This window comes from Legionella drozanskii LLAP-1, from assembly GCF_001467585.1.
GTDB lineage: Bacteria > Pseudomonadota > Gammaproteobacteria > Legionellales > Legionellaceae > Tatlockia > Tatlockia drozanskii.
In genome coordinates, this window is the sequence record NZ_LNXY01000021.1 from 1 (window position 1) to 14,770 (window position 14,770).

Genomic DNA, 14,770 nt, shown 5'->3' on the forward strand with positions numbered 1-14,770 from the left:
TCTCGGATATCAAACACCGACTGAGTTTGGGTTAGTGGCTTAATGTTGGTGTACGGGTTTTCGAGGAAGGATCAGTGGCTATATTCCTCTGTTAATAAAAAATGGTTTTCGTGGAAAAGTCCTATGCACATCCGCCACAAAAGATTTGTGCAGTATTTTATTACCAGACAGCGGTCATCTTCATGAAGAAGATGCACGTTATGCAAATAGGAAAGGCTATTCTAAACATCATCCGGCGTTACCGCTCTATACAAAAAAAGAAGCAGAAGACTCATTAAACTATTTTCAGGTCATTTCTTTTGAAGATCGCATTCAAATTGCTAAAAATCTATATGCTACCTTTTACTATGGCGGTCATATTTTAGGTGCATCCTTCATTCGTTTAGAGCAGGGGGATACTTCTATATTATTTTCAGGTGATCTGGGTAGACAAACCGATCCTTTGATGTTTGCACCGAAGAAACCTCCATCTTCCAATTTTTTGGTTATTGAATCAACTTATGGCAATCGCATTCATGACAATACTGATCCCTTGAGTCAGTTGAAAGCAATTATTAATCGTACTGTAAAACGTGGTGGTTCTATCATTATCCCTTCTTTTGCAGTAGGACGAACTCAAACACTCCTTTATTATCTTCATGAATTAAAATCAAAAAAAGAAATTCCCGATATCCCTGTGTTTGTTGATAGCCCAATGGCTACCGATGCCACAAAAATTTTTGCTCGCAATGCTGAACAAAATCGATTAACCAAAGAACAAAATCGAGCAGTGTGCGGGGTAGCTCACTATGTTAATTCGGTTGACGAATCTATTGTGTTAGATAACCAAAAATTCCCCGCTATTATCATTTCAGCAAGTGGAATGGCGACCGGTGGCCGCGTTATTCATCACATTCGTCATTTTGCACCTAACCCTAAAAATACAATTTTATTTAGTGGTTTTCAGGTAGGTGGAACTCGTGGGGATAGGATGATTCGAGGCGAGCGGGAAATAAAGATGTTTGGGCAAATGATTCCAATACGTGCTGAAATAGCACAAATAGAAAATATATCTGCACATGCAGATTCTACTGAAATGCTTCATTGGTTGGCACATCTAAAAAAAGCTCCCCGTAAACTATTCATCACCCATGGTGAAACAGAGGCAGCACAAGCACTAAAAGCTAAAATAGAACATCAATTTCATTGGAAATGTGACATTCCTTCTTATCTAGATTCTGCAACATTATGCGAAGATCCTAAATGAAAATGCATGCCACTAATAGCAACATTGACAAGGATCAGACATGCAACAGGATATAAAAACACTATTAACCTTAAGTTCAGACCAGGCATTAGCTTATATGAATAGTTCCCTGAAAGGACTAACGTTAATAGAATTTAAACAACGGTATAAAATATATGGGCCGAATCAGATTCCTTCAAAACATTATCGTTCCGTAGTATTCGATGCTATTGCCCACTCCACTAATCCTTTAGTAGCTATTTTAATTATTGCTGCGGTAATTTCAGCCTTTACTGGAAGCCTCATAAATGCTGTCATAATTGGTACCGTAGTAAGTCTCAGTATTTTTCTGGATTATTTTCAAACACATCGTTCATTGCAAGCTGCAAAAAAATTACAAGAACAAGTGGCAACAACTATCATTGTTTTACGAGATGATGAGCAGGTGGAAATACCTAGTAGTGAGTTAGTGCCTGGAGATGTTATTTACTTAGTTGCTGGGGATAAGGTACCTGCAGATTGCTTACTATTACATGCTAAAGATTTACACGTACAACAGGCAGTCCTTACAGGAGAATCTTTGCCTGTGGAAAAAGAAGCGGCTTTATTAACTCTCGCACCAGAAAATCCAGCAGAAGCAATCAATGCTGTTTTCTCCGGTTCATCTATTGTAAGTGGGAATGCTATGGCCTTGGTCATAACTACCGGAGAATATACCTTATTTGGACAAATTGCTGAAAATCTTACAACCACTCCACCACGTACGGACTTTGAAAAAGGTATTTTACATTTTGGTCTTTTTATTATGAAAACCGTTATTTTTCTTGTCTTATTTGTTTTTTTAATCAACATTTATCTTCATCATTCACCTCTAGAATCATTACTCTTTGCTGTGGCGCTTGCTGTGGGACTTACGCCGGAATTTTTACCCATGATAATCACGGTCACTTTAGCAAAAGGCGCGGTTCGTATGTCAAAGCAGAACGTTATTGTTAAAAATTTAGCTGCTATTCAAAATTTTGGCAGTATTGATATTTTATGCAGTGATAAAACCGGAACCTTGACCAAAGGCGAAATGATTTTGGACAAAGTTGTCGATTTGATAGGAAATAAATCAGAACATGTCATATTATTGGCGTATCTTAATAGCTTATTTGGAACAAATATTAAAAATCCTCTAGATATCGCTGTATTAGAAAAAGTAAATATTAGTCCATTGGATGCGGCTATTTTACGTCATGATCATCCAGATGCCCAATCATACACTAAAATTGACGAGATCCCTTTTGATTTTGAGCGCCGAGCCTCTAGCGTTGTAGTCGATAAAAATGGAGCTCATTTATTGATTACAAAAGGTGCTCCCGAACAAGTCATTAAACGTTGTTCAATGTATACGGTTGAAGGAGAAACCCACCTCTTAAATGATAAAATACGCCAAAAATGTAAAACTCTCTTTGAATCGTTTAGCCAACAAGGTTATCGAGTACTAGCAATTGCCTATCGTGAAATGGCAATACAAGAGAGTTATCGGGTTAATGATGAAAAGGAGTTGATTTTATCTGGTTTTTTAGCGTTTTTTGATCCTCCCTTGGTTGATGCTGTTGATACTATTATCGAACTTAAGCAAGCTGGCGTGGAAATAAAAATAATAACAGGTGATAATGAACTGGTTACTCAACATCTTTGCAATTTAATAGGCTTTTCTACAACTAAGATTCTACTCGGTGAAGAACTAGAGCGCTTATCATTCCCTGCTTTGGCAAAGCATGCAGAAGAAACCAATGTTTTTGCACGTGTTTCCCCTCAACAGAAACAACGGATTATCAGTGCGCTGCGTTCGCGTGGCCATGTCGTTGGCTACATTGGTGATGGTATTAATGATGCACCTTCATTGCATAGCGCTGATGTAGGTATTTCTGTGTCAGGAGCTGTTGATGTCGCGCGTGAAGCGGCTGATATTATCTTGCTAGAACATAACTTAAAGGTTTTACTTCAGGGCATCATTGAAGGACGCAAATCTTTCGGGAACGTCATGAAATATTTAATGATGGGCACAAGTTCAAATTTTGGTAACATGCTAAGTATGGCGTTCGCTGTTCCATTCTTGCCTTTTTTACCCATGAAGCCCATACAAATTCTGCTAAATAATCTACTTTATGATGTTTCACAAATCACAATTCCAACAGATAATGTTGATAGTAGCTTTATTGTTAAACCCAAGCATTGGAATATTGATATTATCAAACGTTTTATGTTCTTTATCGGGCCAATCAGTTCCTTGTTCGATTTTATTACTTTTTATGTGATGCTCAACCTATTTAATGCCTCAGAATCCTTATTTCAAACAGGTTGGTTCGTAGAATCATTGGCTACTCAAACATTAGTCATTTTTATAATCAGAACCATCAAAAACCCTTTCAAAAGCCGTCCAAGCGTACCCCTAATAATAACTGTGCTTACCGTAACTGCTATTGGTATTTTATTGCCATTCACACCAATAGCTACAACCCTAGGATTTGTGCCTTTGCCATTAACTTTTTTTGCGTTTCTAATGGTTGCAACTTGTAGCTATTTATATTTAGTGGAAATAATAAAAAGAAAATTAATGTGGCAATGGCTTCAACGTTAATACAATTTCTATTTATTGTAACGACAGAATTGTTGAGGCTAATTAAGAAAACCGATTATCCTTCATAAATGGCTGCTAATTATCCTTTCAAAAATAAAATATAGCCTGTTTAGTAACCGAAATACGTTTTTGAGAAAAATACTCAACTGCACAAAATGATTCTATTTTAATTATTTCCTTAAGTGCATCTGAGGAATGTTTGCAATAGGAGAAAAATTCATAATCATTTTCATAGGTGATCGAGTGGCAATGCTGTTGTGTCGCAAACTGTACGTAGTATAAAACTAGAATGCACACTACTAACCCCATTAATACCTGTTAATTTTCCTAATAGAAAAGATTGATAAGCTTTCAAATCAGGTACAATTATTTTCAATAAATAATCAGCAGATTGTCCTGTAATCAAATAACATTCAATCACTTCGGGCAGTGATTGCATGGTTTCTTCAAATGCATTCATAACAGTAGGCTGATGAGTATTTAACCCTACGAGAACGATGACGGTTAATTCTAGACCAATTTTCTCTGGATTTAAGAGGGTCACTTGTTTGCTAATATAACCGTTATCGGTTAATTGCTTTACTCGTCGCAGACAGGGTGATGGTGAGAGTGCGACTCGATCTGCAAGATCTTGATTAGAGATCTGGGCATCGGTCTGTAGAATTTCAAGTATTTTTTTATCTGTGCGGTCTATCATACATTTACTCATAATAAAAATTGTTTAATATTTTTTAATATTAGCATTTTTAACTAAAAAATTTAAATTTATTAAAATTTAATTTCATAATGATCCTTATCTGGAGCAATCTTTGCAATCTAATATCAAGGCAAATTGGTTAAAATAGTACATATAACGATTAACAACGCTTTTACTTAAAGTTGCCTTGGAGATATCAAATGACTGCAGTTACCAGAGAGCAAATTATTATCTTGGATACCACTCTGAGAGATGGTGAACAAGCCCCCGGTGCCACGATGACTCTAAGTCAGAAAATTGAAATTGCTTGTGCACTTGATTGTATGGGTGTTGATATCATTGAAGCAGGTTTTGCTGCTGCATCAGCTGGAGATTTCCATTGTATTGAACAAATCAGTCAGGTGGTAAAAAATGCTACTGTATGCAGTTTGGCTAGAGCAAAAATAGCCGATATTGAAGCAGCAAGTTCTGCTTTAAAATTAGCAAAGAAACCTAGAATTCATACTTTTATTTCAACTTCAGATTTGCATTTGAAATATCAATTTAAAATAACCCAAGATGAAGCACTGGTAGCAATAGCATCTTCTGTGCAAAACGCCAGAAATTTGTGTGATGATGTTGAGTGGTCTGCAATGGACGCAACACGCTCTCACATTGATTTTCTGGCTCGTGCGGTTGAAATTGCCATTAATGCAGGAGCCAGCACAATCAATATCCCTGATACGGTCGGCTATACAACACCTCAGGAATACAGTGATTTAATCCAAGCATTAAAAAATAAAGTACCTAATATCGATAAAGTCATTTTGTCAGTGCACTGTCATAATGATTTAGGCCTGGCAGTGGCTAATTCAATAGCCGCTATTAATGCTGGCGCACGGCAAATTGAATGCACTATTAATGGCATTGGAGAACGCGCAGGAAATGCAGCGCTAGAGGAAATTATTATGGCTATTAAAACCAGGTCAGATCAATTTCCTTTTGCGATCAGTGTGGACTCCACTCATATTGCTTCGATTTCTGAATTAGTTTCAAAAGCCAGTGGATTTATAGTGCAAAAAAATAAGGCCATCGTCGGTGAGAATGCTTTTGCTCATGAGTCAGGCATTCATCAAGACGGTATGCTGAAGTGTCGAGAGACTTATGAAATCATGACTCCTGAGTCAGTAGGGTTTGCAGGATCTAAATTAAGCATGGGGAAACATTCGGGTCGAGCTGCGTTTCGTAATAAATTAGCGGCATTGAAAATTCATGTTGAAGAGGATGTCTTTACAGAGTTATTCAAAAAATTCAAACAAATTGGCGATGCACAAAAAGAAATTTTCGATGAAGACATCATTGCTTTAGTGGAAGGAACAACATCTATTATGCAAGAAGCTATTTGCCCCGAAAAAGGTATTATCTGGATGGATGGCCAATTTATACCTTGGGATGATGCCCAAGTCCCTATTTTAACGCATGGATTACATTATGCCTCTGCTGTTTTTGAGGGAGAGCGTGCTTACAATAGTAAAATATTTAAGTTGAATGAGCATAATGAACGCTTGCATGCATCTGCCTCTACCCTTGGTTTTACAATTCCTTATACCGTTGCTGAATTAAATTCAATCACTGAAGATTTGATTCGTAGAAATAATTTACAAGATGCCTATGTACGTCCCATTGCTTGGTGTGGTAATGAGACTATGAGCGTTGCTTCACATTCATGCACGGTACACGTGGCTATTGTAGCTTGGCCATGGAAATCCTATTTTCCTGATGAAAATGGTAGGACTAATGGATTAAAACTGATGTGGGCTGATTGGATACGTCCTTCGCCCTCAACAGCACCTGTTACTGCAAAAGCCGCTGGATTGTACATGATTGGTTCTTTAAGCAAGAATAAGGCCGAACAAGCTGGGTTTCACGATGCCTTAATGTTGGATTATCGCGGCTTTGTGGCTGAGTGTACAGGTGCTAACTTCTTTATGGTTAAAAACGGTGTAATTCACACACCTATTGCCGATTGCTTTTTAAATGGAATTACTCGGCAGACTGTGATTGCTATTGCAAAAAATCATCATATTCCTGTAATAGAGAGACATATTCATCCTTACGAAGTGACTGAGGCAGAGGAAATTTTTATAACCGGCAGTGCAGTTGAAGTAGCAGCTGTCTCTCAGATTGGGAATCACACTTTTGAAGTCGGTGCAATTACTCAAGCAATCACTTCAGCGTATAACAATCTGGTTAGAGGTGATGATGAGTAATAGTCATAATAAATGGTTGGCTCTAATTTATCCGTGGATTATTTGGACTATTGCTGCTGGATTTTTCTTTTATAAGTATTTAATCCAGGTTTCTCCCTCGGTGATGACAAATGATTTGATGCAGGCGTTTCAAGTCAACGGCGCAGGGCTTGGTAATTTATCAGCCTTTTATTTCTATGCCTATTTGGTTATGCAAATTCCGGTGGGAATGATGCTTGACAAATATAGTCCAAGATTGATTACAACCGGCGCGATCTTTATTTGCAGCATCAGTACCTTTATTTTTTCACAAGCAAATACACTGTGGTTAGCCTGTCTTAGCCGAGCATTGATGGGAGGAGCTGCTGCCTTTGCAGCAGTCTCCTGCTTTAAATTGGCATCCTTGTGGTTTACTCCAAAACGATTTGCTTTAGTTTCAGGAATGTTTATGACAGCAGCGATGCTGGGTGCTGTAGGTGGACAAATGCCCCTATCTCTTTTAGTGCAGCATATCGGTTGGCGTAAGGCACTTGAGACGATTAGTTTAATAGGTGTTTTTTGGGGCATTACCTATTTTGTTATTGTCAGAGACAAGTCAATAAAAGTTACTTCACCCTCAAAAAATAACAAGAAAAAAGGATATTCTTTTAAAAGTATCATTATGAATAAACAAACGTGGTTTTTATCTTTGTATAGTGGGCTTGCTTTTGCACCAGTTTCGGTTTTTGGGGGGTTATGGGGTGTGCCCTTTTTAGAAACAGCTCATCATCTTACAAGAGCAGATGCGGCCTTGGCAGTATCCTCAATTTTTATAGGGTTTGCTGTAGGTGCACCCTTTTTGGGCTGGTTATCCGATTTTATGGGACAAAGAAAACCCCTACTTTTTATGGGTACTTTTTTAGCCTTATTCTGTTTATCAATAGTGATTTATAGTTCAAAACTTGAGTTGCCAACTCTGATTGTACTGTTATTTTTCTTTGGATTTGGTGCTAGTGGATTTTTTACAAGTTTCGCCATGATTCGTGAAGCATTTCCAATAATGATGGCTGCCACAGTACTTGGAATTATGAATACTTTTGATTCTGTATGTGAAGCATTGTATGAGCCTTTGGTAGGTGCTCTTCTAGATTGGACTTGGGATGGGAAAATAGTCAATGGGATCCATCAATTTACATTACAAGGATATCATTTTTCCCTAATGTTATTACCTGGTTCTCTGATTTTGGCTCTCATCACTTTATTCTTTACTCAGGAAACCTATTGCCGACCTAAAGAAGAGAATGAAGTTATTTAATTTGGAGAGATTATGAAAACTTTGTATGACAAAATTTGGGAGCAACATCAAGTTTGCGATAAGCCTGATGGTACTTCCATTATTTATATTGATAAACACTTAATCCATGAAGTTACAAGCCCTCAAGCGTTTGAAGGGCTAACCCTTTCAGCTAGAAAAATTAGGCGTCCTGATACCATTCTAGCTGTCAGTGACCATAATGTTCCTACCCAAAATCGTCGAATGGGCATCACTGATCCTGAGTCACGATTACAAGTCAGTAGGTTACAAGAAAACTGTCATCAACACGGAATTCATTACATTGAACTTTTGGATAAGCGACAAGGGATAGTTCATATTGTTGGTCCTGAACAAGGATTTACCCTTCCTGGAACAACCATTGTTTGCGGTGACAGCCATACCTCAACACACGGCGCCTTTGGTGCCTTAGCGTTTGGTATTGGGACTAGTGAAGTAGAGCATGTCTTTGCTACACAAACACTGGTGTTAAAAAAGTCAAAAAATATGCGTGTTCATATTGAGGGAACCATTCCTTTTGGGGTTAAAGCAAAAGATATCATTCTGGCCGTCATTGCGAAAATTGGTACTGCGGGAGGGACTGGTCATGTCATTGAATTTACTGGATCTGCAATACAAGCACTTTCAATGGAGGAAAGAATGACCGTATGTAATATGGCCATTGAAGCTGGGGCTCGGGCAGGACTCATCGCACCGGACGATGTCACTTTTAATTATTTGCAAGGTCGACCTTATGTCCCTCAAGGTGAACTATGGAATAAAGCCATCAATTATTGGCGTAATTTGCGAGCTGACGGTGATGCAATATACGATAAAGAAATTGCATTGGAAGCCTCTAAGTTAGCTCCTTATGTCACTTGGGGAACTAGCCCTGAAACAGCTTTACCTATCGACGCTTTAGTGCCTGACCCGGCTAATCAATCCGATCCCGTCAAGAAAGATTCTATGCAACGTGCTTTAGATTATATGGGATTAACACCAGGAATACCCTTACACACCATCAAAATAGATAAAGTGTTTATTGGTTCATGTACTAATGCGCGTATTGAGGATTTGCGTGATGCAGCTCAAGTAATTCAAGGTCGTAAGGTGGCTGCTGGTGTTTATGCAATGGTTGTTCCTGGCTCAGGGCTTGTAAAAGAGCAAGCGGAACTTGAGGGTTTAGATCAAATTTTCATAAGCGCGGGTTTTGACTGGCGTGAACCTGGTTGCTCAATGTGCCTAGCCATGAATGCAGATCGACTACAGCCAGGTGAACGTTGTGCCTCCACTTCCAATCGTAATTTTGAAGGACGACAAGGGCGCGGTGGACGTACACATTTAATGAGCCCTGCAATGGCTGCCGCTGCTGCAATTGCAGGAAGATTGACTGATGTCCGAACATTGATTAATAGAGGATTTTAGGATGCAACCATTTAAAACAATCACAGGTATTATGGCTTATTTGCCCATTGCGAATATTGATACCGATATGATCATTCCTAAACAATATCTTAAAACGATTAAAAGAACAGGTTTAGGTGCCTATGTATTTGCTGAAATGCGATACGATGAAAATAATAACCCAAAATCGAATTTCATTTTAAATCAACCGGAATTTCAAAGTACAACCATTTTGTTGAGTGAAGAAAATTTTGGTTGTGGTTCAAGCCGAGAACATGCAGTTTGGTCTTTAATTGATTTCGGTATTCGAGTGATTATTGCACCAAGCTTTGCCGATATATTTTATAGCAATTGCTTTAAAAATGGCTTGCTGCCTATTGTCTTACCAAAAGCGACGATTCAACAACTTGCAGAACAAAAAAACAACTTATCAACAGTCAATTTAGAGTTACAAATAATCAGCATTGCTTCTCTGGAAATTCCCTTTGTTATTGATGCATACAGACGCGATTCTTTATTGAACGGACTCGATGAGATTGGTGAGACATTAACTTATGAAAAAGAGATCGCTACATTCGAAAAGAAACAAAAAATCGAGCAACCTTGGCTCTATTCTGGAGATTACTATGCATAAAAGAATCCTTGTTCTTCCTGGCGACGGGATTGGTCCTGAAGTTGTTGCAGAAGCAGTGAAAGTCTTTGAGTGGTTTAATAAAAATTCATCACACCACTTTGATTTGCTTTATGGACTCATCGGCGGAGCTGCTATAGATACACATGGGGTGCCTTTAGATAATGAAACACTCACTACTGCAAAACAAGTCGATAGTATTCTATTGGGGGCAGTTGGTGGACCAAAGTGGGAGAGCATTGAAAATCAATATAAACCTGAAAAAGGTCTGCTTAAAATCCGTGAGGAATTGGACCTCTTTGCCAATTTAAGACCAGTAACTGTTTTTCATGCCCTGGCTGATGCATCACCCCTAAAAAAAGAATATATCGATGGTTTGGATTTAATGATTGTCCGGGAATTAACAGGTGATGTCTATTTTGGTGAACCACGAGGTATCAGTGAAATGGATGGTCAGAGGCATGGATTTAACACCATGTGCTATTCTACCTCCGAAATAGAACGTATCGCTCGAGTTGGATTAACACTTGCTCGTCAGAGACAAAACCAAGTTTGTTCCGTTGATAAAGCGAATGTATTAGAAACTTCGATGCTATGGCGTGAAACCGTTCAAAAAATACGAGACAGTGAATTTCCTGATGTGGCGCTGACTCACATGTATGTGGACAATGCTGCCATGCAACTCATAAGAAATCCTAAACAATTCGATGTGATACTCACTGCTAATTTATTTGGTGATATTTTATCAGATGAGGGCTCGATGCTAACAGGATCTCTGGGCATGTTGCCTTCGGCCTCCTTTGGTGAACAACATTCATTGTATGAGCCAATCCATGGTAGTGCACCCGACATTGCAGGAAAAGATCTAGCAAACCCCTTAGCAACGATTCTAAGTGTAGCTATGATGTTTCAATATTCTTTTAAATTAGCTAAAGAATCGCAAATGATTCAAACAGCAGTAGCTCGGATTTTGGATAGTGGACTCCGGACAAAGGATATTATGAGCCAATCAAACACATTGATATCAACCGTTCAAATGGGAGATCAAGTCATCGAGCAACTCAGTAAAATGATTAAATCTGCAAGCACTTTATTTTAATAGATTGCGAAGCGCAGAACAAAAGAGGTCTATTTCTGATTCAGTATTGTAATAATGCACGGAAGCACGGACTAAAGCTGGTATGTTCCTCTTTGCCATATCTAATTTTGCATGAAAAACTCAAAAATTTGCCAACTAGCTTCAGTATTGGTGCTTTTTCCTTTATCCATTCTAGAGAGAGCCTATAAACTTTTTAGAAAACAAAAAAAGATTTTTGATGAACAATCTTGGCAAACGATTTGTGAAATAAACAATATTTTAGTTAAAATAAGGGGTATTTATCCCGCCACAAACTATAACCAAAATTGATTCAGCATCATGAAGAGCTGGATGCTCGTTATATAATAAAGACAATGAAGCACCACTAGATAACTCCACCAGAATTCGCTGCTCGTGCGCAAAATTCAAACACGCTTGTTCAGCTTCGTCATCAGTAACAACGATGTTCTCTACTTTATGAATTTTTATCCAATCCATTAATTTTTGCGCCACCCGTTTTGCGCCTAAGCTGGTTGCTTTGCTGGTAATAGCTTCTAATGTAACTAATTTATTAGCCTTTACAGAGCGGGCAAACGCATCAGCGCCTTTTGTTTCCACAGCAATAAGAGGCACATTCTCCCACCGATTTTGATGCATCCCCTCCAAAACACCACAGGCAAGGCCACCTCCACCAACAGATAAGATAACGGCATCAGGTTTTGAGAGTCCTTGTTGAATTGTTTCTGTAATCATAGACGCATGCCCTTTCCATAGAGTCGGGTGATCGAAAGGGGGGATATAAGCTGCTTGTTGTTGTGTAGCAAAATTTAATGCGGCTTGCTGCGCTTCATCCCATACTTGACCGGCAACAATCACTTCCGCACCATACGATTTAATTGCCCGAATATAAATAGGATTGCTGGTATTAGGAATAAATACAGTTGTAGGCACATCGAGTTTCATCCCACAATAAGCCACAGCGACCCCTGCATTACCACCTGATGAAGCAACAAAAGCTTTTGCACCTCGCTGTAGTTCTTCTTGGCATAATGCGCCGATCCCACGTAATTTAAATGAACCTGGTGGTTGCATGCACTCCAGTTTGAAATATATCTGTTTATTTAGTTTATTTTTTAAATACTGCGATTCGATAAGGGGTGTTAGAAGATGTAAGGGCCGCATGGGAGTATCCTCATTAATTAAGCTTAAACGTAGAGCCTAAATTCATTTTTAAAGCATTTTGATATACAACTTGAGCCACCCCCAAATCCTGAATCGCAAGGCCAACCGATTTAAATACGGTAAGTCTTTCTTGAATCTGAGGGTCTTTGTTTAGTAACCAAGAACCAAGTTCAATAATCGACTCTTTTTTAATTTTTTGTTGCTCCACAGCATTAATAATTTCACCCGCTTCTTTCATAACCGCTTCTATTTGATCCACTATCACCAATGCTTTTTGAAGCACTTCACCACTTATTTCTTGCATAGAGGGATGATGCGAGCCAATCGCGTTCACATGAGCATGGGATTGAAGATCTTGTAGATGAATCAAGGGTTCTGTACTTCCTGTCGCGGTGCATATGATATCAGCTTTTTTTAAAGCGGAAGATAATTGCTCACAAACTTGAACATCGTAGAAGGCCCCCATTTCCTTAGCAAATTTTCCTGCACTATCTAAATTTCGTGACCACACCAATACTCGCTCAATTTGGCGCACCGCAGCAACAGCTTCAAGCTGAGTGATGGCCTGTACTCCTGCTCCCACAATGGCTACAGTGGATGACAAATCCTGCGAAAAATATTTTGTTGCTAAGCCAGAAATAGCACCGGTCCGCAATGCTGTTAAATAACCAGCATCCATTAACATCAGAGGCTCACCGGTGGTCGCATCAAGCAACAAAATAGTTCCATTAATGGATGGTTTATTGTGCTGTACATTATCAGGAAACACAGAAACCACTTTTAATCCTAAGATTTTTTCTTTCGATAAATAAGCAGGCATGGTGAGTGTTAACCCATTTTTTCCTACTGGAATACCCGTTCGTAAAGGCAAGGTTGCTTCTTGTTGTGCTAACTGAATAAATGCCCTTTCCGTAGCGTCAATAGCCTCAGGCATGGTAATACTTTGCTTTACTTCAGAAAGCGATAATAATTTAAGTGCCATGACCAAACTCCTTTTGAAATGAAGGAACCCAAATTTCACCTTGTAAATACAATTGACTGTACCCCGATAATATAACTCTATCTTGATTTACTTCGCACCAAAGCTCCCCTTGACGGCTTCCCCCTTGGCAAGCATGGATTTTTTGTTTATTGAGACGCGCACACCAATAAGGAGCAATGACACAATGTGCAGATCCAGTTACAGGATCTTCGGGCACATCACAACCAGGATAAAAGCACCTTGAATAAACATCAGTCTCGGTACCCGGAGCTGATAAAATAATGCCTCGACAAGACATCTCTGCTAGAGCATTTAAATCAGGTTTCGCCTGTTTAATTAGCATCGCATCATTAAAAATACATAACAGATCAAACTTACTTTGATAGACTTCTTCTGGAACTATTCCTATGGCTTCTATCAGTTCAGAATTTGGTTCTATTCTTTTAAAAGGTAGCCTAGGAAAATCCATTTGCATTAGATTCTCTTGTTTCTTTACCGTTAAGAACCCACTTTTACTTTTAAAGATGATTTCTTGTTCTTGATGCCCTAACAACGTGAATAAAACAAAGGCACTAGCTAAAGTAGCATGTCCGCATAAATCAACTTCTGTATTAGGAGTAAACCAACGTATTTGGTAATCCTGACCATCGCGAACAATAAAGGCTGTTTCCGATAAATTGTTTTCTCTTGCAATAAGCTGCATGACAGAATCATCTAGCCAATATTCTAACGGGCAAACAGCAGCAGGATTTCCTTCGTATAATGTAGAGGTAAAAGCATCTACTTGGAAAATTGGTTGTTTAATCATTACTAACCTCATTATTAATGAACTAGATTAATTTTACATAGCTTGTTAATATATAGCAAGCTATGTAAAAATGGACGAAAAAATGCATCCCTCAACCCTTATCAAAAGAGCAAGTCGCTTGTTAATTAAAAAAGCCAATGAATTATTGAAGCCATACGGCCTTACTGACGCCTACACTTATTTTTTAATGGCTCTCTATCAACAAGATGGTTTGACACAATCTGAAATGCACAAGCAGATTGGCATAGAGCAGCCCACGGCGGTTAGAACCCTTGATCGCATGGAACGTGATGGGCTGATTATAAGAACTCGAAGCCAAACAGACAGACGAGTTATTGAAATTAGATTGACCGAAAAAGGGCGAAATTGTCAAAAAATCATTGAACAATGTGCTCATGAGCTAAATCAATTTGCTTTAAGTGGCTTTAAAGAAGAGGAAAAAAGTTCTTTAAAACACCTTTTAAAGAGGCTAAATGATAATTTTTAATCCCAATTCAGCATCCTCTGTCATGCTTCCATCTGAGAGCTAAGGCGATTAATTGTGATGGTCGCTAGGTTTATTGAGAAACAATGTGTGAAAATTATTATGAATAATATTACTATTCGCGAATAACG

Annotated in this window: 12 protein-coding genes; 8 read left to right on the plus strand and 4 right to left on the minus strand. The window is 38.6% G+C overall.

Going from position 1 to position 14,770, the window contains the following annotated elements:
• Positions 1–145 precede the first annotated feature (145 nt).
• Together Ldro_RS09040 and mgtA are read left to right on the plus strand one after the other, a co-directional pair.
• A complete protein-coding gene (locus Ldro_RS09040) occupies positions 146–1,246 on the plus strand; it encodes an MBL fold metallo-hydrolase RNA specificity domain-containing protein (RefSeq protein WP_058496110.1) in 1,101 nt (366 codons plus the stop codon).
• A gap of 40 nt (positions 1,247–1,286) precedes the next feature.
• Positions 1,287–3,854, plus strand: coding sequence for a magnesium-translocating P-type ATPase (gene mgtA / locus Ldro_RS09045; RefSeq protein WP_058496111.1), 2,568 nt, complete (start codon positions 1,287–1,289; stop codon positions 3,852–3,854).
• A 229-nt stretch (positions 3,855–4,083) separates the two neighbouring features.
• On the opposite strand, the gene Ldro_RS09050 is transcribed toward mgtA, so the two are convergent.
• Positions 4,084–4,551, minus strand: coding sequence for an Lrp/AsnC family transcriptional regulator (locus Ldro_RS09050; protein ID WP_131764442.1), 468 nt, complete (start codon positions 4,549–4,551; stop codon positions 4,084–4,086).
• A gap of 200 nt (positions 4,552–4,751) precedes the next feature.
• Between Ldro_RS09050 and Ldro_RS16090 the strand changes: the two genes are divergently transcribed.
• Genes Ldro_RS16090 through leuB form a run of 5 tightly spaced genes read left to right on the plus strand, consistent with a single transcriptional unit; the run spans position 4,752 to position 11,204 of the window.
• Positions 4,752–6,800, plus strand: coding sequence for a 2-isopropylmalate synthase (locus Ldro_RS16090; protein ID WP_083497941.1), 2,049 nt, complete (start codon positions 4,752–4,754; stop codon positions 6,798–6,800).
• On the plus strand, positions 6,790–8,073 hold the full coding sequence (locus Ldro_RS09060; protein ID WP_058496112.1) for an MFS transporter: 1,284 nt from the start codon (positions 6,790–6,792) through the stop codon (positions 8,071–8,073). Before Ldro_RS16090 ends, Ldro_RS09060 begins: the two co-directional genes overlap by 11 nt.
• Positions 8,074–8,085: 12 nt before the next feature.
• A complete protein-coding gene (leuC, locus tag Ldro_RS09065) occupies positions 8,086–9,495 on the plus strand; it encodes a 3-isopropylmalate dehydratase large subunit (RefSeq protein WP_058496113.1) in 1,410 nt (469 codons plus the stop codon).
• A 1-nt stretch (position 9,496) separates the two neighbouring features.
• Positions 9,497–10,108, plus strand: coding sequence for a 3-isopropylmalate dehydratase small subunit (leuD, locus tag Ldro_RS09070; RefSeq protein ID WP_058496114.1), 612 nt, complete (start codon positions 9,497–9,499; stop codon positions 10,106–10,108).
• On the plus strand, positions 10,101–11,204 hold the full coding sequence (leuB, locus tag Ldro_RS09075; RefSeq protein WP_058496115.1) for a 3-isopropylmalate dehydrogenase: 1,104 nt from the start codon (positions 10,101–10,103) through the stop codon (positions 11,202–11,204). The genes leuD and leuB overlap by 8 nt, the downstream gene beginning before the upstream one ends.
• Before the next feature lie 258 nt (positions 11,205–11,462).
• On the opposite strand, the gene Ldro_RS09080 is transcribed toward leuB, so the two are convergent.
• From Ldro_RS09080 to Ldro_RS09090, 3 genes are read right to left on the minus strand one after another with little or no spacing between them, the layout of a single operon-like run.
• Complete coding sequence (locus Ldro_RS09080) at positions 11,463–12,365, minus strand: pyridoxal-phosphate dependent enzyme (protein ID WP_058496116.1); 903 nt, start codon at positions 12,363–12,365, stop codon at positions 11,463–11,465.
• 13 nt (positions 12,366–12,378) lie between these two features.
• A complete protein-coding gene (locus Ldro_RS09085; protein WP_058496117.1) occupies positions 12,379–13,347 on the minus strand; it encodes an ornithine cyclodeaminase family protein in 969 nt (322 codons plus the stop codon).
• Entirely contained in the window at positions 13,337–14,155 is an 819-nt protein-coding gene (locus tag Ldro_RS09090; protein ID WP_058496118.1) for a PhzF family phenazine biosynthesis protein, read from the minus strand. Before Ldro_RS09090 ends, Ldro_RS09085 begins: the two co-directional genes overlap by 11 nt.
• 82 nt (positions 14,156–14,237) lie before the next feature.
• On the opposite strand from Ldro_RS09090, the gene Ldro_RS09095 reads away from it, so the two are divergent.
• Complete coding sequence (locus Ldro_RS09095) at positions 14,238–14,642, plus strand: MarR family winged helix-turn-helix transcriptional regulator (RefSeq protein ID WP_058496119.1); 405 nt, start codon at positions 14,238–14,240, stop codon at positions 14,640–14,642.
• Positions 14,643–14,770: the final 128 nt, after the last annotated feature.